This is a genomic window from Chelativorans multitrophicus (assembly GCF_011317445.1).
In the GTDB taxonomy this organism is placed as follows: Bacteria; Pseudomonadota; Alphaproteobacteria; order Rhizobiales; family Rhizobiaceae; genus Chelativorans; species Chelativorans multitrophicus.
In genome coordinates this window covers 697,280-721,413 of record NZ_JAAAPL010000001.1, presented here as the reverse complement: position 1 = coordinate 721,413, position 24,134 = coordinate 697,280, and the positions used below count along the sequence as shown (strand labels likewise).

At 62.3% G+C, this 24,134-nt stretch carries 23 protein-coding genes and 1 tRNA gene; 16 read left to right on the top strand and 8 right to left on the bottom strand.

Translation table 11 applies throughout. The annotated features are described in order from the left end of the window. The first annotated feature begins 110 nt into the window (after positions 1-110). The 3 genes from cysD to cysQ are packed head-to-tail and all read left to right on the top strand — an operon-like array spanning position 111 to position 3,765. The gene (gene cysD, locus GNP00_RS03630; protein ID WP_085953089.1) at positions 111-1,025 is read left to right on the top strand and encodes a sulfate adenylyltransferase subunit CysD; all 915 of its coding nucleotides are present in this window, start codon (positions 111-113) and stop codon (positions 1,023-1,025) included. Next, positions 1,025-2,947 carry a bifunctional sulfate adenylyltransferase/adenylyl-sulfate kinase NodQ gene (gene nodQ / locus GNP00_RS03625; protein ID WP_011580177.1) on the top strand — a complete coding sequence of 641 codons (1,923 nt, stop codon included), beginning with the start codon at positions 1,025-1,027 and terminating at the stop codon, positions 2,945-2,947. Before cysD ends, nodQ begins: the two co-directional genes overlap by 1 nt. 17 nt (positions 2,948-2,964) lie before the next feature. Next, positions 2,965-3,765: a 3'(2'),5'-bisphosphate nucleotidase CysQ gene (gene cysQ / locus GNP00_RS03620; RefSeq protein ID WP_041545132.1), complete on the top strand. Its 801-nt coding sequence runs from the start codon at positions 2,965-2,967 to the stop codon at positions 3,763-3,765. A 198-nt stretch (positions 3,766-3,963) separates the two neighbouring features. Here the strand turns inward: cysQ and GNP00_RS03615 are convergent, their stop codons facing one another. Together GNP00_RS03615 and GNP00_RS03610 are read right to left on the bottom strand one after the other, a co-directional pair. Further along, positions 3,964-4,884, bottom strand: coding sequence for a carbohydrate kinase family protein (locus tag GNP00_RS03615; protein ID WP_011580179.1), 921 nt, complete (start codon positions 4,882-4,884; stop codon positions 3,964-3,966). A gap of 98 nt (positions 4,885-4,982) precedes the next feature. Then, entirely contained in the window at positions 4,983-5,921 is a 939-nt protein-coding gene (locus GNP00_RS03610; RefSeq protein WP_041545133.1) for a LysR family transcriptional regulator, read from the bottom strand. Between the two features lie 173 nt (positions 5,922-6,094). Here GNP00_RS03610 and chvE point away from each other — a divergent pair, with 173 nt between their 5' ends. The 9 genes from chvE to GNP00_RS03565 all read left to right on the top strand — a co-directional run bounded on the left by chvE (position 6,095) and on the right by GNP00_RS03565 (position 17,364). Continuing rightward, complete coding sequence (chvE, locus tag GNP00_RS03605; protein WP_011580181.1) at positions 6,095-7,162, top strand: multiple monosaccharide ABC transporter substrate-binding protein; 1,068 nt, start codon at positions 6,095-6,097, stop codon at positions 7,160-7,162. A gap of 283 nt (positions 7,163-7,445) precedes the next feature. Beyond that, complete coding sequence (mmsA, locus tag GNP00_RS03600) at positions 7,446-8,993, top strand: multiple monosaccharide ABC transporter ATP-binding protein (RefSeq protein ID WP_011580182.1); 1,548 nt, start codon at positions 7,446-7,448, stop codon at positions 8,991-8,993. A gap of 61 nt (positions 8,994-9,054) precedes the next feature. Continuing rightward, positions 9,055-10,218, top strand: a complete 1,164-nt coding sequence (mmsB, locus tag GNP00_RS03595) for a multiple monosaccharide ABC transporter permease (RefSeq protein ID WP_049764919.1) — start codon at positions 9,055-9,057, stop codon at positions 10,216-10,218. Positions 10,219-10,231: 13 nt separating this feature from the next. Beyond that, positions 10,232-11,203 carry an AraD1 family protein gene (gene araD1, locus GNP00_RS03590; protein WP_011580184.1) on the top strand — a complete coding sequence of 324 codons (972 nt, stop codon included), beginning with the start codon at positions 10,232-10,234 and terminating at the stop codon, positions 11,201-11,203. Positions 11,204-11,481: 278 nt separating this feature from the next. Beyond that, positions 11,482-13,227: an L-arabinonate dehydratase gene (araD, locus tag GNP00_RS03585; protein WP_011580185.1), complete on the top strand. Its 1,746-nt coding sequence runs from the start codon at positions 11,482-11,484 to the stop codon at positions 13,225-13,227. A gap of 79 nt (positions 13,228-13,306) precedes the next feature. After that, positions 13,307-14,239 (top strand): Gfo/Idh/MocA family protein, encoded by a 933-nt coding sequence (locus GNP00_RS03580; protein ID WP_011580186.1) that lies wholly within the window; start codon positions 13,307-13,309, stop codon positions 14,237-14,239. Between the two features lie 39 nt (positions 14,240-14,278). Beyond that, positions 14,279-15,805: an aldehyde dehydrogenase (NADP(+)) gene (locus GNP00_RS03575; protein WP_011580187.1), complete on the top strand. Its 1,527-nt coding sequence runs from the start codon at positions 14,279-14,281 to the stop codon at positions 15,803-15,805. Positions 15,806-15,817: 12 nt separating this feature from the next. Further along, a complete protein-coding gene (locus GNP00_RS03570) occupies positions 15,818-16,735 on the top strand; it encodes a 2-dehydro-3-deoxygalactonokinase (protein ID WP_011580188.1) in 918 nt (305 codons plus the stop codon). Next, entirely contained in the window at positions 16,732-17,364 is a 633-nt protein-coding gene (locus GNP00_RS03565; RefSeq protein ID WP_011580189.1) for a 2-dehydro-3-deoxy-6-phosphogalactonate aldolase, read from the top strand. The genes GNP00_RS03570 and GNP00_RS03565 overlap by 4 nt, the downstream gene beginning before the upstream one ends. On the opposite strand, the gene GNP00_RS03560 is transcribed toward GNP00_RS03565, so the two are convergent. After that, complete coding sequence (locus tag GNP00_RS03560; RefSeq protein ID WP_011580190.1) at positions 17,361-17,918, bottom strand: EF-hand domain-containing protein; 558 nt, start codon at positions 17,916-17,918, stop codon at positions 17,361-17,363. The genes GNP00_RS03565 and GNP00_RS03560 overlap by 4 nt on opposite strands. 197 nt (positions 17,919-18,115) lie before the next feature. Between GNP00_RS03560 and GNP00_RS23805 the strand changes: the two genes are divergently transcribed. Further along, positions 18,116-18,520, top strand: a complete 405-nt coding sequence (locus tag GNP00_RS23805; protein WP_011580191.1) for a DUF982 domain-containing protein — start codon at positions 18,116-18,118, stop codon at positions 18,518-18,520. A gap of 421 nt (positions 18,521-18,941) precedes the next feature. Further along, a complete protein-coding gene (locus GNP00_RS03550; protein WP_157038021.1) occupies positions 18,942-19,538 on the top strand; it encodes a phosphoribosyltransferase in 597 nt (198 codons plus the stop codon). Between the two features lie 188 nt (positions 19,539-19,726). Here GNP00_RS03550 and GNP00_RS03545 read toward each other — a convergent pair. Beyond that, positions 19,727-19,803: transfer RNA gene (locus tag GNP00_RS03545), tRNA-Pro, on the bottom strand. Between the two features lie 291 nt (positions 19,804-20,094). Between GNP00_RS03545 and GNP00_RS03540 the strand changes: the two genes are divergently transcribed. Beyond that, the gene (locus GNP00_RS03540; RefSeq protein WP_011580193.1) at positions 20,095-20,835 is read left to right on the top strand and encodes an SDR family NAD(P)-dependent oxidoreductase; all 741 of its coding nucleotides are present in this window, start codon (positions 20,095-20,097) and stop codon (positions 20,833-20,835) included. 89 nt (positions 20,836-20,924) lie between these two features. After that, positions 20,925-21,932 (top strand): asparaginase, encoded by a 1,008-nt coding sequence (locus GNP00_RS03535; protein WP_011580194.1) that lies wholly within the window; start codon positions 20,925-20,927, stop codon positions 21,930-21,932. Between the two features lie 32 nt (positions 21,933-21,964). Here the strand turns inward: GNP00_RS03535 and GNP00_RS03530 are convergent, their stop codons facing one another. From GNP00_RS03530 to GNP00_RS03515, 4 genes are all read right to left on the bottom strand, one after another. Further along, positions 21,965-22,357 carry a type II toxin-antitoxin system death-on-curing family toxin gene (locus tag GNP00_RS03530; protein ID WP_011580195.1) on the bottom strand — a complete coding sequence of 131 codons (393 nt, stop codon included), beginning with the start codon at positions 22,355-22,357 and terminating at the stop codon, positions 21,965-21,967. Further along, entirely contained in the window at positions 22,354-22,575 is a 222-nt protein-coding gene (locus GNP00_RS03525) for an AbrB/MazE/SpoVT family DNA-binding domain-containing protein (RefSeq protein WP_011580196.1), read from the bottom strand. Before GNP00_RS03525 ends, GNP00_RS03530 begins: the two co-directional genes overlap by 4 nt. Before the next feature lie 74 nt (positions 22,576-22,649). Beyond that, positions 22,650-23,057 (bottom strand): GFA family protein, encoded by a 408-nt coding sequence (locus GNP00_RS03520; protein ID WP_011580197.1) that lies wholly within the window; start codon positions 23,055-23,057, stop codon positions 22,650-22,652. A 51-nt stretch (positions 23,058-23,108) separates the two neighbouring features. Continuing rightward, positions 23,109-24,101, bottom strand: a complete 993-nt coding sequence (locus tag GNP00_RS03515) for a magnesium transporter CorA family protein (protein ID WP_011580198.1) — start codon at positions 24,099-24,101, stop codon at positions 23,109-23,111. Between the last annotated feature and the right edge of the window lie 33 nt (positions 24,102-24,134).

Genomic DNA, 24,134 nt, shown 5'->3' with positions numbered 1-24,134 from the left:
TGATCCTGCGGTGCCTTTAGTTTTGGCCACCTTGAGGGGCCTGTTGCTGCAGTGCTATTGCCACTGAAACGGCGTTTTATGGCGAGCGCTGGACAACACACAAGAAGGTCATTGCTCAGATGACGGCAAACCTGACGCATCTTCAGCGCCTTGAAGCTGAATCAATCCACATCATGCGAGGGGTGGCGGCGAATTTTTCCAAGCCGGTGATGCTTTACTCCATCGGTAAGGATTCGTCCGTTCTGCTGCATCTGGCGATGAAAGCCTTTTACCCGGCCAAGCCTCCCTTTCCCTTCCTCCATGTCGACACGACGTGGAAATTCAGGGAGATGATTGAATTTCGCGACCGCATGGCGGCCGAACTGGGTTTCGATCTTCTGGTGCATATCAACGAGGAGGGCGTGCGCGACGGCATCAACCCGTTCGACCACGGCTCCAACGTGCACACGCATATTATGAAGACCGTGGCGCTGCGCCAGGCGCTGGACAAATATGGATTCGATGCGGCGTTCGGCGGCGCGCGCCGCGACGAGGAGAAGAGCCGCGCCAAGGAGCGCGTCTTTTCCTTCCGGACTGCCAGCCACACCTGGGACCCGAAGAACCAGCGGCCGGAGATGTGGAAAATCTACAATACCCGCGTCGCGCAGGGTGAATCGATCCGCGTCTTCCCGCTCTCCAACTGGACCGAGCTCGATATTTGGCAATACATTCTGCAGGAGGGGATTCCGATTGTGCCGCTATACTTCGCGAAGAAGCGGCCGGTCGTGAATCGTGGGGGCATGACGATCATGGTCGATGATGACCGTATGAAGCTTCTTCCCGGCGAGACCGTCGAGGAGCGCATGGTGCGCTTCCGCACGCTGGGCTGCTATCCACTGACGGGGGCCATCGATTCCTGCGCCGCGACGCTGGAGGATATTGTCTCTGAAATGCTGACGGCTCGCACCTCGGAGCGTCAGGGCCGTCTCATCGACCGCGATGAGGCAGGCTCGATGGAAAAGAAGAAGCGCGAGGGGTATTTCTGATGCTGAGCTCCAACGCCGCGGCCGCGGTCGCAGACGCCGAGACGGAAACCGCCGATATTCGCGCTTATCTCTCCTCGCAGGAGAGAAAGACCTTGCTGCGCTTCCTCACCTGCGGCTCCGTCGATGATGGTAAGTCGACGCTCATCGGCCGCTTGCTTTACGACACGAAGCTCATTTTCGAGGATCAGCTTGCCGCGCTCGAGCAGGATTCGAAGAAGCACGGCACGAATGGCGGCGAGATCGACTTCGCGCTTCTGGTCGACGGGCTGGAGGCCGAGCGCCAGCAGGGCATCACCATTGATGTCGCCTACCGGTTCTTCGCAACGCCCAAGCGCAAATTCATTGTCGCCGACACGCCGGGGCACGAGCAATATACGCGCAACATGGCGACGGGCGCTTCGACCGCCGATCTCGCCGTCGTGCTGGTAGATGCGCGACAGGGCGTACTGCAGCAGACCCGCCGTCACTCCATCATTGCCTCGCTGCTCGGCATCCGGTACATCGTTGTTGCGGTGAACAAGATCGACCTCGTCGACTTCGACGAGCAGGTCTTCGCGAAGATCACCGCCGATTACGATGCCTTTGCGAAGGACCTTGGCTTCTCCTCGATCGTGGCGATCCCGATGTCGGCCAGGCACGGGGACAACGTGACCCGTATCTCCGAGCGTACCCCTTGGTACGCCGGCCCGTCATTGATCGAGCACCTGGAGACGGTGGACGTCGCGGGCGAGAGCGTAGCCCAGCCGTTCCGGTTCCCCGTTCAATATGTGAACCGCCCCAATCTGGATTTCCGCGGCTTTGCCGGCACGATCGCCTCAGGTTCCGTGGCTGTGGGCGACGAGGTGGTGGTCGCCAAATCCGGCCGGCGCACGCGGGTGAAGCGGATCGTCACCTATGACGGCGACTTGCCGAGCGCTTTTGAAGGCCAGGCCATCACGGTGGTCCTGGAGGACGAGGTGGAGGTCTCGCGCGGCGAGATTCTGGTGGCGCCGGAGGCGCGGCCGGATGTGGCCGATCAGTTCACCGCCAACATCGTCTGGTTCGATGAACATCCGCTTCTGCCCGGCCGAATGTATATTCTGCGCACCGAGACGGACGAGGTGAGCGCCACCGTCAGCCAGCTCAAGCACCGGGTGAACATCAACAATTTCGCCCATGAGGCCGCGAAGTGCCTTGAACTGAATGCGGTTGGCGTGTGCAATCTGTCGCTCCAGTCGCCGATCGCCTTCGATCCTTTCGGGAAGAACCGCTCGACCGGTTCCTTCATCCTCATCGACCGCGTGACCAACGCCACCGTCGGCGCGGGAATGATCCTGCACCCGCTGCGGCGGGCCGCCAACATCCATTGGCAGGCGCTGGACGTGACGAAGGAATCTCGCGCGACCTTGAAGCACCAGAAGCCGGCGGTGCTCTGGTTCACCGGCCTTTCGGGGTCCGGCAAGTCGACGGTCGCCAATCTTCTGGAGAAGAAGCTGCACGCGGCTGGCCGCCACACCTATATCCTCGACGGCGACAATGTTCGCCACGGGCTCAATCGCGACCTGGGCTTCACCGAGGAGGACCGGGTGGAAAACATTCGCCGCGTGGCGGAGGTGGCCCGTTTGATGGCGGATGCGGGGCTCATCGTTCTCGTCTCCTTCATCTCGCCTTTCCGCGCCGAGCGGCGCATGGCCCGCGACCTGATGGGCGAGGGCGAGTTCATAGAAGTGTTCGTCGATACGCCCTTCGAGGAATGCGCCAAGCGCGACCCGAAGGGGCTCTATGCTCGGGCGCTCAAAGGTGAACTGAAAAACTTCACCGGCATAGATTCGCCCTATGAGGCTCCCGAGAACCCGGATCTTCACCTGCACACCGTGGGCAGGGCACCCGAAGATATGGCGGACGAATTGGAAACCTGGCTGCGGGAGCGCGGATATTGCTGACCTCCGCCCTTCCGTCGATGGCTGGCGAGACAGCCCTTCTGGCGCTCTTCGAGGAGCTGGCGCTTGCGGCCGGCCGTCAGGTCATGGCGCATTATGAAGCCGGCGTGCAGATCGAGCACAAATCCGATGCCTCCCCCGTGACGGAAGCCGATCGTGCCGCCGAGCGCGTCATTCTCGCCGGGCTGCGTGCCACCGTGGCGGGGACGCCGTGCGTCTCTGAAGAGGAGGCCTCGGGCGGCGTGCTGCCGGCCTGCGGCGACGAAGGATTTTTTCTGGTCGACCCGCTCGACGGCACCCGCGAATTCATTGGGCGCAGGCCGGATTTCACGGTCAACATAGCCTATGTGAAGGATGGTGCTCCGGTGGTCGGCGTGGTCTATGCGCCGGCGCGCGGGCTTCTCTATTCCGGCAGGCCCGGCGCGGCCTTCGAAGCCGAATGCCACAACGGCGCAATCACAAGCCGCCGCGGGATCAATACCCGCCCGCGGCGCAATCCTCCAGCGATCGTGGCCAGCCGCTCCCATTCCACGCCGGAAACGGAAGCCTTCATCGCCCGCTATCCCGGCGCGGAAACCGTCTCCGTCGGCTCGTCGCTGAAATTCTGCATGATTGCCTGCGGCCAGGCGGATCTTTATCCGCGTTACGGCCGCACCATGCAGTGGGATACGGCAGCCGGTGACGCGGTGCTGCGCGCCGCGGGTGGCAGCACGCTTACGCTTCAAGGCAAACCGCTTACCTATGGGCCGAAGGAAGGTGAGGGACTGGAGGCTTTCGCCAACCCGTTCTTCATAGCCGAGGGGCGGGCGGCTCAAGATTAGACCGGTTGCACCGGTGCTCCGTCACGCCCCCCTCTGCCCTGCCGGCCATCTCCCCCACAAGGGGGGAGATCAGCATTCATGACGGTTTTCGCTGATCACCGGTCTTGCTGAATAGGTGACGGAGCAAGCTGCAAGCGCAATCTCCCCCCTTGTGGGGGAGATGGCCGGCAGGCCAGAGGGGGGCGCGAAAGGGCGCAATTACACCTCATCCGCCCAGGGCGGATTGGCACCCGCGCGCGAGACCGTAACGGCCGCAACGCGCGTGGCGAAGGAGAGGGCATCCCGGACGACCTCGGTCGTCAGCGAGGCGAGGCGTGATTTCTTGAGATAGCCCGCTTTCCTGAGCGCCGCCAATATGCCGGCGTTGAAGGAATCGCCCGCGCCGACCGTGTCCGCGACCTTCACGTTCACGGCACTGATGACGAAGCTGCCGCCCCGCCAATAGGCGGACGCGCCCTTGCCGCCGCTGGTGACGACCACGAGCCTTGTTCCGGCGGCGAGAAGCACCTGTGCTGCCTCTCCGGCCGAAGCGGGGCCTCCGAACCAGGCAAGGTCCTCTTCCGAAATCTTGATAATGTCCGCGATCGCCATCATGCGCCGCATGCGTGCCTTATGCGCGAGCGGATCGCGGATGAAGGCCTGGCGGATATTTGGGTCGAGCATGGTGACGCGCGTGGGGCTCTCACGCGTCATCAGCGCCTCGAAGGTGCCGCCGCAAGGTTCGGGTGCAAGGCTGATGCCGCCGAAAAGCATGGCCTCCACGCTCTCATCCAGGTCCGGCAGGTCGGCTTCGAACAGCATTCGCCCGGCGGTGTTTTCGTCATAGAAATGGTAGCTCGCCTGGCCCTCGTTGAGAGACACGAAGGCAAGCGTTGTCGGGCGGGTTGAAATGATGGCATGGCTGAGGTCGACGCCACTGGCGCGCAGCGTGTCTTGAAGGCGCACTCCGAAAAGATCCTCCGAGAGGCCGGAAAAGAAGGAGACGGGAACTTCAAGCCGCCCGAGGGCGATCGCGGTGTTGAAGACCGAGCCGCCCACATGTGGCACGAAAGCGGCTTCGCCATCGGCCGTTTCGCGTGGCAGCATGTCGATCAATGCTTCTCCGCAGCACAGGATCATTCTCGCTTCCTTCCAAATCTGCGCGAATCAGGAACGGCGCCGGCTGTCAGCGTATGCGGGTAGACACACGGCGGAAAGAATTTGATGTGCCCAGGGCATCAAGGCCGATCATAACCCCCAAGTTCCAGCAGGATAAGCTCTTTCAGTCTTGAGGCCAGCGGCGATAGAGGCCGGCTCTTGAGCGAAAGCAGGTGGTAAGGAGCGACGACCAGCGCCTCGCGGATGGGCAGAACAGCAAGCCCCAGCCCCCCGCTGTTTCCCCCGAGGAGATCCGAGACTTCCCGCGACAGCGGCGCGATTGCGTCCGAGGTGACGAGCAGCGCAATCATCGCCAGGAGCGAGGTCGTGTTGATGATGTTGCGGGGCAATGTGCCTCCGGCGGCCAGAAACGCCTGCTCCACGACCACGCGCAAAGGTGCGCCGCTTGACTGCAACACCCACTCGTAGTCGCTGAGCTCGCCGATCGAGATGGCATTGGCCCCCGCAAGCGGATGATTTCGCCTCACCACCAGGTCGACGATCTCGTTTCTTCCGCGGGAAACGACAAAACTACGCGGATCAAAAGGCGGTGGCACGCGGCCGAGCACGAAATCGAGATGGCCTGAGACGAGTTCGGGGATCAGGGTGTCGCTCGGTGCCACGTCGATATGCACGTCTGCATTGGGCGAAGTGGCCTTCAGTTTCTGAATCGCGGGCATCACATAGCCCACCGCCGCTCCCGTAACGGCGCCGACGCGCACCCGCCCGCCCTTGCCGAGCTTGAATTCCTCAACCTCAATGACGGTTTCTCGGATTTCGGTGAGCAGCGTTTCGGCATGTCGCGCCAGCAGCCCGCCGACCTCCGTCAGGCTCATGCCCTTGGCGTGCCGCTCGAAAAGAGGGACGCCGATAAGCCTTTCGATCTCCCTCAACATGCGCGAGGCTGCCGGTTGCGTCATGGAGAGCGATGCCGCCGCCGGGCTGAGCTGGCCGTGCTCCGCAACGGCGGCGATAAGGCGGAAATGGCTGAGCTTGAGCCGTGACATGACGTCCTTCATACGGAGCATCATACCAGTTTTGTAATGCAAAAGAACAAAAAATGCATTTGATTGGTATAATCCATCTCCAATAGTTTCGCCAACGGATCAGGTGATCCGGCTTGTTCTTGAACGCCACCAGGGGGAGCGCCTGATATCGCCATGGGGCCGCGCCCTGGCATTGGGAGGAAGAAATGAAAAAGATTGCATCCATATTCGCTTCGCTTGCGCTGGGGGCCACTCTGCTCACCGGAGTGGTCCAGGCACAGGAGAAGGGGCTGATCGGCATCGCCATGCCGACGAAATCTTCGGCCCGCTGGATCTCCGATGGAAATTCGATGGTCGAGCAGTTCAAGGCCGCGGGCTATGAGACCGATCTTCAGTATGCCGAGGACGACATCCCGAACCAGCTCGCGCAGATCGAGAACATGATAACCAAGGGCGTCAATGTCCTGGTGATCGCGGCGATCGACGGCACGACGCTCTCGAACGCACTGGAGAATGCCAACGCGGCGGACATCAAGGTAATCGCCTATGATCGCCTGATCCGTGACAGCGAGCATGTCGACTACTACGCCACCTTCGACAATTTCCAGGTCGGCGTGCAGCAGGCGACCTCGCTGGTGGACGGTCTGAAGGAACGCTTCCCCGACCAGAAGCCCTGGAACATCGAGCTTTTCGGCGGCTCGCCCGACGATAACAACGCCTATTTCTTCTATGATGGCGCCATGTCGGTCCTGCAGCCGCTGATCGATTCCGGCGAAATCACCGTCCCGTCCGGCCAGATGGGCATGGACAAGGTCGGCACCCTGCGCTGGGACGGCGCGGTGGCCCAGTCGCGCATGGATAACCTGCTTTCCGCCTATTACACGGACAAGGAAGTCAACGGCGTGCTTTCGCCCTATGACGGCCTCTCCATCGGCATTCTCTCCTCGCTCAAGGGCGTGGGCTACGGGTCCGGCGACCTGAAGATGCCGATCGTCACGGGCCAGGATGCCGAGGTTCCCTCGGTCAAGTCGATCCTCGCCGATGAGCAGTATTCGACCATCTTCAAGGACACGCGCGAGCTTGCCCGCGTGACCGTCGGCATGGTCGATGCGTTGCTCCAGGGCGGCGAGCCGGAGATCAACGACACGAAAACCTACGACAATGGCGTCAAGGTCGTGCCGTCCTATCTGCTGAAGCCCGTGCTGGTCGATAAGTCCAACTGGGAAGAGGTGCTGATCGGCAGCGGTTACTACACCAAGGACCAGATCCAATAGTGGGAACGAGCGAACTCGGCTTAAAGAGCCGGATTCCGTAAATGGTTTGCAACAGCGACCCCCTCTCTTGCGATTTCTAACACTTAGCTGCGCTAATGTGTTGAAATCGCTTTCTCCCCCGCCGAGGGGGAGATAGGCGCCCCTGCAGGCTTGCCGATGTATTCGCCAGGGTTGGCGATTGGCGGAAGCGGTCACGCCGGCGTCATCTCCCCCTTGGCGGGGGAGAAAGCAAATTCCTGGGCTTAGCGAAGCTAAGTCCTTGGAATTTGCAAGAGAGGGGGCAATGGCATGGAAGTCCATGGAACCCATTCTGGAAATGCGCGGCATCACCAAGAGCTTTCCGGGCGTGAAGGCTCTGGATGACGTCAACCTGAAGGTCGCCCGCGGCGAGATCCATGCGCTGGTCGGCGAGAACGGCGCCGGCAAGTCCACGCTGATGAAGGTGCTTTCCGGCGTCTATCCGCACGGCTCCTACGAGGGGGAAATCTTCTTCGAGGGGCGGCCGGTCGCCTTTTCCGGCATCTCCAACAGCGAGAAGATCGGCATCATCATCATTCATCAGGAGCTGGCGCTGGTGCCGCTCCTTTCCATCGCCGAGAACATTTTCCTCGGCAACGAGATCGCCACGGCGGGTGTGATCGACTGGCCCGAGACGAACGCGCGCACCGAGGCGCTGCTGCGCAAGGTGGGGCTGAGGGAAAAGCCCTCGACGCGCGTCGACACGCTTGGCGTCGGCAAGCAGCAGCTCGTGGAGATCGCCAAGGCATTGTCGAAGGAGGTGAAGCTGCTCATCCTCGACGAACCGACGGCCGCCCTTCAGGAAAACGACAGCGAAAAGCTGCTCGACCTGCTTCTTGAATTCAAGTCGCATGGCATTTCCTCAATCCTCATCTCGCACAAGCTCAACGAGGTGAAGCGCGTTGCGGACACGATCACGGTCCTGCGCGATGGCCGCACCGTCTCCACCCTCGATTGCCAGGCCGAGCAGATCAGCGAAGAGCACATCATTCGCGACATGGTGGGGCGCGACATGGCGCACCGTTATCCCGAACGCACGCCGAAAATCGGCGAGACGCTTCTGGAGGTGAGCGGTTGGAACGTGTGGCATCCGCTTCAGTCGGAGCGGCAGATGATCCGCAACGTCTCGCTCACAGTCGCCGCGGGCGAGGTGGTGGGCATCGCGGGATTGATGGGCTCCGGCCGCACGGAATTCGCGATGAGCCTCTTCGGCCGCAGCTATGGCCGCAACATCTCGGGAACCGTGAAGCTGCGGGGAAGCGAGATCGATGTCTCCACCGTCAACCGGGCCATTGCGAACGGTCTTGCCTATGTGACGGAGGACCGCAAGGCGCTTGGCCTCATCCTGGAAGAGAATGTTCTGCGCAACACCACGCTCGCCAGCCTCATGCGCGTGGCCAGGAACGGCGTGATCGACAATGCCGAGGAGCGTCAGGTGGCCGAGCGCTATCGCCGGGCGCTGGGGGTGCGCACGCCCAGCGTGTTCCAGAAGGTGATGAACCTTTCGGGCGGCAACCAGCAGAAGGTCGTTCTGGGCAAATGGCTCTTTACCGAGCCTGAGGTGTTGATCCTGGACGAGCCCACGCGCGGCATCGATGTCGGCGCGAAATTCGAGATCTACGGCATCATCAATGAGCTTGCGGGGCAAGGGAAGGGTGTTCTCATGATATCCTCCGAAATGCCGGAACTGCTCGGCATGTGCGACCGCATCTATGTCATGAACGAGGGTGCGATCGTCGGCGAACTCGCCGCAAGCGAGGCAAGCCAGGAGAAGATCATGTCCATGATCGTGAGGTCGAAATCCAATGTCTGAGCTGTCCGCCCATCAAAGAAAAACGGCAGAGGGTCTCGGCGAGGCCAAGGCCGAAGCGGCGATGTCCTCGATCGGCAGCCACCTGCAGACCCATGTGCGCGAATACGGCATGCTGATCGCGCTCGTGGTCATCATGGGCTTCTTCCAGGTGATGACGGACGGCACGCTGATGCGGCCGGTCAACCTCACCAATCTGGTCCTTCAGAACAGCTACATCGTCATCATGGCGCTCGGCATGCTGCTCGTCATCGTGGCTGGCCATATCGATCTTTCGGTGGGGTCGGTGGCGGGCTTCGTGGGAGCCGTCGCGGCAGTGATGCTGGTGCAGTACGATATCTCGCCGCTCGGGGTCATTCCGGCCTGCCTGCTGCTCGGCTTTGTTATCGGAGCGGCCCAGGGCTACTGGATCGCCTATTGGCGCATACCCTCCTTCATCGTGACGCTGGCGGGAATGCTGGTTTTCCGCGGCCTCACTTTGTGGGTGCTTGCTGGCCAATCGGTCGGGCCGTTCCCGCGCTCCTTCCAGTTGCTCTCGACCGGATTCATCCCGGATCTCTTCGGCGTCGGCCGGCCCAATGTGACGGCGATCCTGCTCGGCGCGATAACGGCGGCGGCGCTTGTCTTCATGGCCATGCGCAACCGCCAGCGCCATACCAAATACGGCATGGAAGATGAGCCTTTCGCCTTCTTCCTCGCCAAGAACGGGCTGATCGCGGCCGCCATCGTATTCCTTTCCTATCTGCTCTCCACCTATCGCGGCTTTCCGAACGTTCTCATCACAATGGCGGTGCTGACGGTGATCTACACCTTCCTCACCAACTCGACCACGGTTGGCCGCCGCATCTATGCGCTGGGAGGAAACGAGAAGGCGGCGAAGCTTTCCGGCATCCGGACGGAGCGGCTGACCTTCCTCACCTTCGCCAATATGGGCATGCTGGCGGCCCTTGCGGGCCTCATCTTCGCCGCGCGCCTCAATACGGCGACGCCGAAGGCGGGCGTGGGCTTCGAGCTCGATGTGATCGCCGCCGTCTTCATCGGCGGGGCGTCGATGTCGGGCGGCGTCGGCAAGATCACCGGAGCCGTGGTCGGCGCCTTCATCATGGGGGTGATGAACAACGGCATGTCGATCCTCGGCATCGGCATCGATTACCAGCAGGTCATCAAGGGCCTCGTGCTGCTCGCTGCGGTGATTTTCGACGTCTACAACAAGAACAAGGCGGCTTGAGCGAGAAATCGAGATGCATCTTTCGCAACTGAAAAAGGGCGGCGTGATCTGCCGCCGGGGCGCCGACGCGCGGCTCGTAAACGGCGCGCAGAGCACCTATGCGCTGGCTCTCGAAGCGATCGAGGCGGGCGTGTCCCTTTCCGCCACCATCGATCGGCATGGGCTGGGCGAGGCGGTCGATCTGGAGAAATTGGCGGCCGAGGGCGCGCTGGACGTGCCGGTGCGCCATCCCGACCCCGCCCATATGTTCTTGACCGGCACGGGCCTCACCCATCTCGGCTCGGCTACCGCGCGCGATGCCATGCACGCCGCTGCCGATACGGCCGGCATGACCGACTCGATGAAGATGTTCCGCCTGGGCCTGGAAGGCGGGAAGCCTGCGCCGGGCACGGAGGGCGTGCAGCCTGAATGGTTTTACAAGGGTACGGGGGTTGCGGCTGTGGCGTCCGGCGATCCGCTCGTCTCGCCCGACTGTGCGCTCGACGGCGGCGAGGAGCCGGAGATCGCCGGCTTCTACCTTATCGGTAGGGATTGCCGGCCCTCCCGCGTCGGCTTCGCGCTTGCCAACGAGTTCTCCGACCATGTGACCGAGCGCATCAATTATCTCTATCTGGCGCATTCGAAGCTGAGGCCCGCTTCCTTCGGCCCCGAGCTTCTGGTGGGCGACCTGCCTGCCGATATTCGCGGCACCTCCCGCGTCTGGCGCGACGGAAAGGTGATCTGGGAGAAGGAATTCCTCTCCGGCGAGGAGAACATGTCCCACACCATCGCCAATCTGGAGCACCATCACTTCAAATACACGCTCTTCTGCCAGCCGGGCGACCTGCACGTCCACATGTTCGGCACGGCGACGCTCTCCTTCGCGGACGGCATCTCCTGCGGGGAAGGGGACATCTTCGAGATCTCCGCACCCGATTTCGGCCTGCCGCTCAGGAACCCGCACAAGCGGGAGGGCAAGCGCGAGACAAAGGTGGCGGTGCTTTAGAGTGGGATGGCCGGAAATAGACCGATGATTACGCTCATTCGCGCCCCCCTCTGGCCTGCCGGCCATCTCCCCCACAAGGGGGGAGATCACGCCAGCCGTAAGGCCGACCTTTTTTGTGCGACGCTGACGATTGGGAAAAGCACCCATGACAGACAATCTCCCCCCTTGTGGGGGAGATGGCCGGCAGGCCAGAGGGGGGTGTGCAGGGGCGCTTTCTTTCCCATTTTCGAAACATCAAACCCACACTCCGGGCGGCGAACCCGGAAAGGACCTCACGCATGACCACCTTCACCCCAAAACCCTGGCCGCGAAAGCTTCGGTCGCAGGAATGGTTCGGCGGCACGTCCCGCGACCACATCTATCACCGTTCCTGGATGAAGAATCAGGGTTTGCCGGCCGATCTCTTCGACGGGCGGCCGGTGATCGGCATCTGCAATACCTGGTCGCAGCTCACTCCCTGCAATGCGCATTTGCGCGATCTTGCCGAGCGGGTGAAGCACGGCATCTACGAGGCGGGCGGCCTGCCGCTGGAATTCCCGGTCTTCTCGCCAAGCGAAAGCGCGCTGCGCCCCACGGCCATGATGTACCGCAACCTCGCCGCCATGGATGTGGAGGAGGCGCTGCGCGCCAATCCGCTCGATGGCGTCGTTCTGCTTGCGGGCTGCGACAAGACCACGCCGGCGCTGCTGATGGGCGCGGCCAGTGTCGACATTCCGGCCATCCTGGTCTCCGGCGGGCCGATGCTCAACGGCTGGTTCCGCGGCGAGCGCGTGGGTTCCGGCACTGCGCTCTGGCAGATGTCCGAGGCGATCAAGGCAGGCACAATGAGCCAGGAGGATTTCCTCGACGCCGAGCAGGCTATGAGCCGTTCGCCCGGTTCCTGCAACACAATGGGTACGGCCTCCACCATGGCTTCCATGTCCGAGGCGCTGGGCATGGCGCTTTCGGGCAACGCGGCCATCCCGGCCGCGGACAGCCGCCGCCGCGTGGTGGCGCATCTGTCGGGCCGGCGCATCGTCCAGATGGTGAAGGACGAACTGAAACCATCGGACATCCTTACGCGTCAAGCTTTCGAGAACGCCATCCGCGTCAATGGCGCCATCGGCGGTTCCACCAATGCGGTGATCCACCTGCTGGCGATCGCCGGGCGCGTGGGCGTTGACCTGACGCTGGACGACTGGGATCGGCTCGGCCGCGACATCCCCACCATCGTCAACCTGATGCCTTCGGGCAAATACCTGATGGAGGAGTTCTTCTACGCCGGCGGCCTGCCCGTGGTGATCAAACTGCTGGGCGAGGGCGGTAGGCTCCACAAAGAAGCGCTCACCGTCTCCGGCGGCCCGATATGGGACGAGGTTAAGGACGTCAAGAACTGGAACGACGATGTCATTCGCCCGGTGGAAAGGGCGCTCACCCCGCAGGGCGGCATTGCGGTGCTGCGCGGCAATCTCGCGCCCAAGGGCGCGGTGCTGAAGCCGTCCGCCGCCTCGCCGCATCTGATGCATCATCGCGGCCGCGCGGTCGTCTTCGAGGACATCGACGACTACAAGGCCAAGATCAACGACGAAAGGCTCGAAGTCGACGAGACCTGCGTCCTCGTGCTGAAGAACTGCGGGCCTCGTGGCTATCCCGGTATGGCGGAGGTGGGCAATATGGGCCTGCCGCCGAAGGTACTCAGAAAGGGCATCACAGACATGGTGCGCATTTCCGATGCCCGCATGTCCGGCACGGCCTATGGCACCGTGGTGCTCCACACCTCGCCGGAGGCTGCCGCGGGCGGCCCGCTCGCCGTGGTGAGAAACGGCGATATGATCGAGCTCGATGTGTCCAGCCGGCGCATTCACCTCGATATTTCAGACGCGGAGCTGGCGCGCCGGCTGGCCGAATGGAAGCCGAATGTCGCGCGGCCGGAAGGCGGCTACGCTCAGCTCTTTCACGACCATGTGCAGGGCGCGGACACGGGCGCCGATTTCGACTTCCTCAAGGGCTGCCGCGGCAGCCCGGTAGCCAGGGATTCGCATTGACTTAGAATGTGAACGACCCCCTCTGTCCGGCAGGGCAGAGAGGGGATGATCTACGGCGCGCAGTGCTGAAGGGATGCACATGGTAAATGAGGCTGGCACGAAAATCGCAGTCGTGGGCATCGGCAAGATCGCGCGCGACCAGCATTTGCCTTCTATCGAACGCTCGACCGAGTTCGAGCTGGCCGCGGCGGTCAGCCGGCATGGCCAAGTCGACGGCATAGACAATTATTCAAATCTCGAAACCATGCTGGGCGAGCGGCCGGACATTCCGGCGATTGCCCTTTGCGTGCCGCCCGAGCCCCGCTACGAGATGGCGGTGGCGGCGCTGAATGCCGGCCGTCATGTGCTGCTCGAAAAGCCGCCCGGCATGACTGTCGGCGAGGTCGAGGCCCTGATCGAGCTTGCGCGCGAGAAGAACGTCACGCTCTTCGCCACCTGGCATTCGCGCTTCGCGCCATGCGTGAGTCCGGCGCAGCAGTGGCTCGCGGGCAAGACGATCCGCCACGTCGAGATCGTCTGGAAGGAGGATGTGCGGCGCTGGCATCCGGGCCAGGCCTGGATCTGGGAGGCGGGCGGCTTCGGCGTCTTCGATCCGGGCATCAACGCGCTCTCGATCCTCACCGCCATCGTGCCGCCGGTCTTTGTGACCCGCGCGACGCTTGAAGTGCCGGAGAACTGCCAGACGCCGATTGCGGCGAAGCTTGGGATGCGCAGCCTCGCGGGCTTCGATGTCGCCGCCGATTTCGACTGGCGGCAGGAGGGACCGCAGACCTGGGAGATTCGCGTCGAGACCGATCAGGGCCTGTTGGTCCTGGCCGATGGCGGCAGCAGGATGTCGGTGGATGGCGACGATCATCCGGGCGGGCTGGAGGCCGAATATGACAGCATCTATCATCGTTTTGCGGAGCTTCTGAAAATGGGCGCGGGCGATGTCGACCTGGCCCCGCTGAAGCTCGTGGCTGACGCATTTCTGCTCGGTCGAAAGGTCGAGGTGGAAGCTTTCAACGATTAAGAAAGTTCGCATCCATCAGTAGCGTTCTCGGAGTGTGCCATGTCCCGAAATTTCAAACCGCGCGGAAAACACCTGATTGCCGGTGAGTGGGTGGGAAGTGAAGAAACCTTCGCCTCCGATCCCGCGACGGGTCCGTCCCACAGCTTCGCTGCCGGAACGGCGGCGGAAGTGGACCGCGCGGCCAAGGCCGCGGAAGAGGCGTTCTGGACCTATGGCGCCACGAGCCGCGGGAAGCGCGCCGCCTTCCTGGACGCCATTGCGGACGAGATCGAGGCGCGCGGCGAGGCGATCACCGAGATTGCCTCGCAGGAGACCGGGCTGCCGGAGGCCCGCATCAATGGAGAGCGCGGCCGCACCACCGGCCAGCTTCGCCTCTTTGCGGGCCATATTGAGAATGGCGAGTATCTCGACCGCCGGCATGATCCCGCCAATCCCGAGCGCCAGCCGCTGCCCAAGCCGGACCTGAAGCTGATGCAGCTTCCGATAGGCCCGGTCGGCGTGTTCGGTGCGTCGAATTTTCCGCTCGCCTTCTCCACCGCAGGCGGGGATACGGCATCGGCGCTTGCCGCCGGCTGCCCGGTGGTCGTCAAGGGCCACCCAGCCCATCCGGGGACGGGCGAGCTGGTCGCGGAAGCCATCGAAGCCGCGATCAGGAAGACCGGCCAGCATCCCGGCGTCTTCTCCCTCGTCCAAAGCAATACGAACGAGGCGGGCGAAGCGCTTGTAAAGCACCCGCTGATACGGGCCATCGGCTTTACCGGCTCCCTTCGTGGCGGCCGCGCACTCTTCAACCTGGCGCAAGCGCGGCCCGATCCGATTCCGTTTTATGGCGAGCTTGGCTCGGTCAACCCGCAGTTCCTGCTGCCGGCGGCTCTTGCCGCGCGCGCCGAAAAAATTGCCCAGGGCTGGGCGGCCTCGCTCACCATGGGCGTCGGCCAGTTCTGCACCAATCCCGGCGTGGCGATCGCGCTTGATGGCAGCGATGTCGAGAGCTTTCTTGGCGCGGCGCAGACCGCGCTGGAGCAGATCACCGAACAGCCCATGCTGACCGCAGGCATCGCGAATGCCTATCGCAGCGGGCGCGACAAGGTCATCGGCCTGAACTGCGTGCGCTCGCGCCTTGCCTCCAAGGGGGAGGGCCGCAATGCCGGGCCTGACCTTCTGGAGACCACCGGCGAGGAGTGGCTTTCCAACCCGGCCTTGCATGAGGAGGTGTTCGGCCCCTTCGGCATTGTCGTGCGGGCGAGGAGCGAGAAGGAGATGCTTGAGATCGCCCGCCGGGTCGAAGGCCAGCTTACCTGTACTCTTCACATGGACGAGGCGGATACCGCGCTTGCAGCGGCACTGATGCCGATCCTGAGCCGCAAGGCGGGCCGCGTCATCGCCAACGGCTTTCCCACAGGCGTCGAGGTAAGCGACGCGATGATGCATGGCGGGCCATACCCGGCGAGCACCAACGTCTCCACCACCTCCGTGGGCACGCTGGCGATCCGCCGCTTCCTGCGGCCGGTCGCCTATCAGGACATGCCGGAAAGCCTGCTTCCGGCAGATCTGAAGGAGTTGTGAAGGCACGCCGCCATGGAGCCCTTATGCGCTGCCGTTGATTGGGGAACGACCAATTTCCGCCTCTGGCTGCTGGACGCCGAAGGCGGTGTGCTGGCCGAGCGGTCGAGCGGAGAGGGCATGCGCGCCTGCCAGCCCGACCGCTTCGAGAGCGTTGTTGAGGCGCATCTGGCCGAGGCTGGCGCGCCCGCGGACCTGCCGGTAATCATTGCCGGCATGGCGGGTGCGCGCGGCGGATGGCGCGAGGCGGCCTATCGCCAAGCGCCGGCCAGCCTTGAAGGGCTCTATCAGGATGCCGTGAAGATCGATGGGACCGCCCGCGACGTGCGCATCCTGCCCGGCGTCTGCCAGCGTGGGAAGGGCCGCGAGGATGTGATGCGCGGCGAGGAGACCCAGCTAGCCGGCGCCTGGGCGCAAACGCGGCGGTCCGGCCTCTATTGCCTGCCCGGTACCCACTCCAAATGGGCGCTGGTGGAGGAGGGGACGCTTGTGCGCTTCACCACCTATATGACGGGCGAGCTCTTCGCGCTTTTAAGCCAGCATTCCATCCTGCACGACATGGTAACGGCAGGGGAGGGCGACAGCGCCTCTCCTGCCTTTGGCCATGCGATCGGTGAGATGCTGGGTGGCGCTGGGCTTACGGGAAAACTCTTTTCCATCCGCGCAGCCGCCCTTCTTGAGGGCGATGCTGCGCCGGACGCCAAGGCGCGGCTTTCGGGCCTTCTGATCGGGGCGGAAATCGCCGCTGCGCGCCGGGATTTGAAGGCCCCGGCGGAAGTGACGTTGATTGCGGGCGGCGCGCAGGCGAAAGCTTATGAGACGGCATTTGCGATCGCCCGCTTGAAATACCGTATGCTGGATGGACTGGAGCTGGTGCGCCGGGGGCTTCATGGCGCGGCGCTCGCAATCTGGCCGGAAAGGAAAGCCGCATGAACAGGATAGCTTGGCCAAACCTCGAGCGAGATCTCATCGCCATTCTGCGCGGGCTGAAACCGAAGGAGGCGGAAGGCATTGTCGGAGCGCTGATTGAGGCAGGCTTCGAGGCGATCGAGGTGCCGTTGAATTCGCCAGAGCCGTTCCGCTCCATCGAAATTGCCCGGCGGCTCGCACCTGGGAATGTGCTGATCGGCGCTGGCACGGTACTCACGCTCGAGGATGCCGACCGGCTCCGGGATGCGGGCGGCAATCTGCTCGTGAGCCCCAATGTGGAGCCTTCCGTCATCGAGCGCGCTTCCAGCCATGGCATGGTCACCATGCCTGGCGTCTTTACCCCCACAGAGGCATTGGCCGCAGCCCGCGCAGGCGCTTCGGCGCTGAAATTTTTCCCCGCCTCGGTGCTCGGGCCGGGCGGCATCAAGGCCATTCAGGCCGTCCTGCCGCCCGATATTAGGGTCGGCGCGGTGGGCGGCGTCTCGGAATCTGATTTCGCCGCCTATAAGGCGGTGGGCGTGCGCACCTTTGGCCTGGGTTCCAGCCTTTATAAGCCCGGCTCGCTGCCGGAAGATGTGGCGAAGAAAGCGCGAGCCGTGGTGGCGGCCTACGAGGCGGCTTTCGCGGGCTAATCTCTTTCGCCATCCTCGAAACCGGCGTGGAAGAAATCTTCGATTTCCTCCATCGTCACGCTTCCATCGCCATCCTGGTCCACCGCATTGAAGATGCGGCTGTGGAAGTCGTTGACCTCCTCGATGCTCAGGGCGCCGTCTCCATCGGCGTCGACTATCGCGAACATCATTCTCATCCGTGCGCTGTGGAACCCCCTGGAGCCCATGCCCATCCCCATGCCCATCCCCATGTGGCGCTCCCGACCAAACCGCCGCGGCCCGCTCTCTCTCTGCTGGTGCATATTTTGGGGAGGCTGAGCGCGCCTCATGGTTCCATCGGGCGGCATATCGCGCTCCTCTTGCGCTGACGGCGCGCCGCGCATCATCTCTTCCATCATCTCGCGCATCATGTTCCGCATGGAGTCGCGATCGCCCCCGAAATCCTGATCTTCGGGTGAACCCGAGCGCGGCGTTTGATCCGGCCCAGGGGACTGCGGACCGCCTGTTTGTGCCAAGGCCATTCCCGGTGTGACGGCGAGGGCGACGGCCAGGGAAAGAAGTGAGCGCTTGCGCATGGTGGGGCTCCTACGACGCGATGTTCAAGAAGCAAACAGAACCACGGCCGCCTTCAGCTTGTTCCTGAAACCTATCGTTCGCCCGCCGATTCGTTCGCCGATGCTTCTTCTTTGAAGGAACCTTCTCGCGATCGACGAGTTTTCGACCGGGGTTGAATTTCAGCCATTCAGAAAAGAACAGAACGGCCATTCACGTCATGAACGACAAAGCTTTCCCGACGCCGGTGGAATTGAGGCTTGAGCACAATATTCGCAAGGTTTCGACGGTGTTTGAGGCTCTCGAATGCCTTCTAGGGCCGTGGCCCATCACCACTTGCCGCGAATACCGGAGCGCTGTTCGTGCGTGCCGCGACTGCCTTGACGGCCTGCGCAGCCCGGTAGCAGCCTACCGCGCCTTCAAGGCCGCCTCCCGGGTGGCGGAAGCGTTGCTGGCGAAGGCCGCACCTGGCCGCCGCTGGATCCCTGCGGATTCGTTGACGGGTTACAGGTCGTCTGCCGACCTCGAATGCAGCTTAAAAACCATGAGTACACTTGGAAATGGGAAGAAGAATAGGGGGGAGATTCATTCTCCCATTTCATCTGGGGAATCATTCCCCAGGTAGGTCACTCAGCTACTACTGGCTGCTTTCGGCTTGCAATTTCTTAAGCGCTTGAACAATTTCATCGTACTGTATTTGCATTTTGCGGCTGTTTCTGTGGAGAGCTTCCGCCAACGCCTCCAGACCGATCGAGACTGCACAGAGCAACTCATCTGTTTCTCCGTGAGCTATATGCTTACGGCGAAGATCGGCCGCCTTCCGCTTTGCACTTAGGAACATAAAAACCCCCTCTACTTGTTAGCGCGCGAAGTCTTCCTCGTAAGGGTTAACTATAAGCTAAATTTCAATGAGCCGTCCCTTTTCGGGACAAAAAAAAACGGGGTAGTGTTACACGGGCTTGGGGCCCTTAACCTTAACGCAAAACGCGCAGCCAATGTCTGCCTAGGCATTGGGCTGGAGAGTTATTGGAAGAGCGGGGGTATACGTGAGCAAGCATCTAAGTCAGTATGATCAATATAGTATCTACGACAGTCAGCAGCAGGACCCGAACTTTTCATTTCTTAAATCGAGTCTGATTCAAACAAACCGGCGCCGTATTCGGGATAGCGTCAGCTATTTCTCCGTGCGAAGCTGGAGAAAGCAACTCAAACCACTTCAGATTGCGTCGGTTCGAAATCTAAAAGCCAATCCGTCGGAAGCAGCATTGAGGTCTATTGCGGAGGAGATTGCGGAGTGCGCGTGCGCCATTACGAATGGACGCCCCTATAACTTCGTTTGTCCTGTTCCTTCAGGTACGCCGCGCAAGAAGAAGAATTTCTCTCATCTCATAGCGCGTTCTGTGGCGAACTACATGAACATCAACTTTTGTCCCGTTTTGGAAACGGTTTCAGAGGGAGGCGCAGGTTCCAGCCATCCGCAAAAGAGCCTTCGTTTCAAAGCGCGATTGGAAGGCGAAAGGCCTGCCGGGAAAATTGGCCTTATTGTTGATGACGTGGCCACTACTGGATCGCATTTTGTCCAGTGCGTCGAGCAGTTCAGGAGATTCGACGTCCCGGTTGTATGCGTGTCGTGGATTGGATGAATGCGCGCCGCTGGCCGGAAGGCCAGCGGTTTCCTCTTTGAAGCCGCCGATCCCTGGGAACGGCGAAATAGCACAGCGGCGCGGTTCGCGCGCCTAAGCGAGTTCAATATGCCACATCCCGAGAGCAGGGAGCGGCAGCATTCAATCATTGATCGGGATGGTATCTGCGCGCGTTTCTGTGCGCTGGCTGGTCGGAGTGGCAGGATTTGAACCTGCGACCCCCTCGTCCCGAACGAGGTGCGCTACCAAGCTGCGCTACACTCCGTGAACCAGACGGCGGGCTTATAACTGCCGAGCGTACGCTCCGCAAGCCGAAAGGTTATTCAGCTTCGACTTAATCCAGCATCAGTCAGCGCGGATTGGTCCATAGCTGCAGATAAGGAGGCAGGAGCGGCTTTTCCAGAATATGGTCGGCGGCCTTCAGCCATTCCACCCTTGTTACGGCCGGCGCGTCCTCGCATCCCAGGCGACCACCCTCGCTCGATGTGTTATCGTCCAGAGGAAGGAGGAGAGGAATGGGAACAGACGAACTCCAATTGGACGGGGCGGTCGCAAGATGACCCCCGTTGCGGTCGTCACGGGCGGTGCGTCCGGCAGCGGACTGGCAATCGCCGAACGGCTTATGGATGACGGCTGGAAGGTGGCCGTTATCGACACCGACCAGGCTGCACTCGGCGAGGCGGAGGATTTCCTGGGGGGAGCTGACGCGATCTTCCTTGCAGTGGATGTCACGGACGAAGATGAGGTGGCCGCGGCCCTTGATGAGGTGGTGGACGCGCTGGGGCCGATATCCGCACTGGTCAACACCGCGAGCGCCAAGCGCGAAGCGCTTTTCGAAGAAGTGAGCGCGGAGCTTTTCCGCGAGGCGCTGGAGGTGAACCTGATCGGCTCCTTCATTGCCGCCGAAGCCGCGCTTGAACGGATGGGACACAGGCTTTCCGTCGTCAATCTGATATCCGTGAGCGGAGTGCGCGCCAATAGCGGCTGCACCGCCTATGGCGCATCCCAGGCGGGTGTGAAGATGATGACGGAGGTCATGGCCCTTGAACTGGGCAGCCGCGGCGTGCGGGTAAATTGCGTGGCGGTCGGCCCGATGGATACGGCTTCGCCCTTTATTCAGGACGCCGAGCGCCAGCGCCCTTGGCTGGAGCGCACGCCGCTTGGCCGTGCCGTAAGCGCGCGGGAGATGACGGCCGCCATAGCCTATCTCCTCTCGCCCGAAGCTGGCGCAATTACCGGCCATACGCTGGTTATCGATGGCGGCTTTTCCGCCGCAGGGCTGTTGCGCGTCGATTGATCCCTGCGCGCAATTCACAGGAAGCACTTGATATTCAACCCGAGGTCGTCCTAAGGGCTCCCGCACTCGGTTTATGATCTGGCGCGAAAATGGATAATCCGGTTCTGGTTGAGGTGTTGCGGGGCGGGGTCGTGGAAAGCCGCCATCGCGGGGCCGTCGCCGTTGTCGATGACGACGGCAGCACGGTTCTTGAAATTGGCGAAGTCACGCTGCCCGTTTTCTCGCGGTCGGCCGTCAAGGCAATCCAGGCCCTGCCGCTGGTCGAGAGCGGCGCGGCGGATAAGTATGGCTTCGGCGACCGTGAGATCGCGCTTGCCTGCGCCTCCCATTCCGGTGAGCCCGCCCATGTGGAACTGGCGGCGAAGATGCTCGCCAGGGCGGGACTGGACGAGAGCGCCTATGAATGCGGCGCCCACTGGCCGCTCGGGCAGGAGGCGACGATCGGGCTGGCCCGCTCCGGCGCTTCGCCTACGCCGCTTCACAACAACTGCTCGGGCAAGCATGCGGGCTTTCTCTGCACCTGTTGCCATGAGGGTATCGACCGCCGCGGCTATGTTGCCCATGGCCACCGGCTGCAGGAGATGGTGCGCGAGGCGCTGGAAGGCGTAACTGGCGCTGTGCAGGGCATGGACGCCTGCGGCACGGACGGTTGCTCGATCCCGACCTACGCAGTACCGCTGAGGAGCCTGGCGCTGGGCTTCGCGCGCATGGCGACGGGCGCCGGCCTGCCGCGCGGACGCGCCGAGGCAGCAAGGCGCATTTTCTCCTCCTGCATGGCCGAGCCATTCTATGTGGCGGGCACCGGCCGGGCGGATACGGCCATGATGGAGGCGGGCAAGGGCCGCATTTTTACCAAGACGGGCGCGGAGGGCGTCTTCTGCGCCGCCATTCCCGAGCTAGGCCTCGGCATCGCGCTCAAATGCGATGACGGCGCGGGCCGCGCGGCGGAAGTGATGATAGTGGAGACGCTGGCGCGGCTTCTGCCCGCCGGCGATCCGCTGCGTGCCCAACTGGCGGTCATGGCGCGTCCCGTCCTCAAAAACTGGCGCGGGATCGAAGTGGGCGGGCTGCGGCCGACCGAGCTACTGGCCGGATAGGGGCATAGGCCCGATGCCGTCCGGGCTGCCTGTCATTCACCCTCAAGCTTCACCGTGAAATCGCGGAAGAAGGCGGCGGCGCCCTCTTCATTGATTTCGCCGGCGGCAAGCGCCATGGTGAAGGCATAGACGGCGCCATCATCGGCGGTCATGCGGTAGCCGTTCAGCAGGAGGAACGTCGCCGCCGCGACGATTGCCGTGCGTTTGTTGCCGTCAACGAACGCATGGTTGCGGGCAAGACCGAAAGCGTAAGCGGCGGCCAAATCAAACACCTCCGGATCGCCATAGGCCAGTTTATTTTCCGGCCGCGCAAGCGCGGATTCCAGCGCATTCGCATCACGGATGCCGCGCGCCCCGCCGTGACGGCGCAACTGCTCCTCATGCATCGCCTCGATGACGAGCCGGGACAGGAACTCCCAGCTCATTCCGCAAGCTTCTGCAGCGCAACCTTGTACTGGTCCATGATCTCGTGCGCGGCCTTTAACTGCCGCTCGAAGGCATCGTCGACGGGCTTCAGCACGAGATCACTGCCCTCTTCTACAATGGCCAACGCGTCTCCGGTCTTGAGATTATGCCGGTCGAGCAGTTCCTTGGGCAGGATGACCCCTTCCGAATTGCCGATCTTGCGGATGGTGACGTTCATGGCTCTCGTCCTATGTTATAACGCATGATATAACATCGGAACGAGCGAAGACAAGAGCTGGAAAAAGCGACCGCTCAATCCCTTTCGGCGCTCGGCAGGTCCTCGAAGGCTCTGGCCGCCCAAGGCTGCGCGGAGCGGCACCAGATCTGCCGCTTTGGCACGAGTTCCCCGCGCTGATTGATGCTTCCCCAGCGAATGCCCCAAGGGGTGGTTTCGGGATCTTCGCCGCAAACGAATACCGGCGAGCCGCATTCCGGGCAAAAATACTGGCGGCGTGTCCGGCCGCTCTCTGCTACCTTCAGATAGACCTTGGGTGGATTGCCGGTCATGCGGATGTTCTCCGGCCTGGCTGCGACCGATACGCGGTAGGGCGAACCGGTGAGCTTCTGGCAATCCGTGCAGTGACAGACGGAGACCTTTTCCGGATCGATCTCCGCTTCATAACTCACATGGCCGCAATGGCATTGCCCGTCGATCTTCATGTCCTGCCCTCCCGGTTGGAACCATTGATCAACGGTATCCACGACCGCGGCTTAGAACCATCCCTTTTTCCAGAAATAGATGAGGGGCACGACAGCCGAGAGAACCATTGCCGCAAGCGCCATGGGATAGCCCCAGGGCAGGTCGAGCTCCGGCATGAAGCGGAAGTTCATGCCGTAGACGGAGGCGATGAGCGTCGGCGGCATCAGGCCCACCGCGGCGACCGAGAAAATCTTGATGATGGCGTTCTGCTCGACGGAGATCAGGCCGACGATGGTATCGAGCAGGAAAGTCACCTTGTTCGACAGGAAGTCGACGTAGTTTTCCAGCGACCGCGCGTCGCGCTCCAGCGATTCGAGCCGGTTGCGCATTTCATTGCGAGGAGGACCGTCTTCCGTATTCGCCCGCACGTAAGCGAGGAGGCGGCTGATCCCGGAAAGGCTTTCGCGAACCTTGGAAAGGAAGGCGCCCAGGCCGCCGATCTGCGTGAGCGTGTGCCGGAATTCCAGCGTGCTCATCGGGCGCTCTTTCACATGCCGGTGCAGGATCGAATCGGAAGCCGCCTCGATCTCCTCGGTCGCTCCTTCCAAAATGTCGGCGAGCCGGTCCGTAATGGCCTCGATCAGGCCCAGAAGGACCGACATTCCGGTGCAATCGGCCCCAATCAGCCCATTGCCGGGCTTGGTGGTCCGGTTGACGAAAAGGGTAAAGGCTTTGGGTTCGCTGTAGCGGACCGTGACCAAACGCTTGCCCGCGAGCACAAATGAGATTGGCGAGACAGTGCGGTGCTCTCTGCCGGTGGCGTGAAGCACCGGGGTTGTGAGGTACTGAACGCCTTCTTCCATATAGAAGCGGCTGGATTCCTCGATTTCGACCATATCCTTGTCGGTGGGCACGGACGCGCCGATCCAGTCCTCGACGGCCTTGTCTTCCTCGACTGAAGGATTGAGCAGGTCGATCCACAGGGCGTTTGCGGGAAGCCGATCACCGACCTTTACCTCAGCGCCGGTGAGGCGATCGCCATCGAGTGTGTAGACTTGGATCATGGCATTGGAATCCCAGGGAAAGTGCCGGCAAAA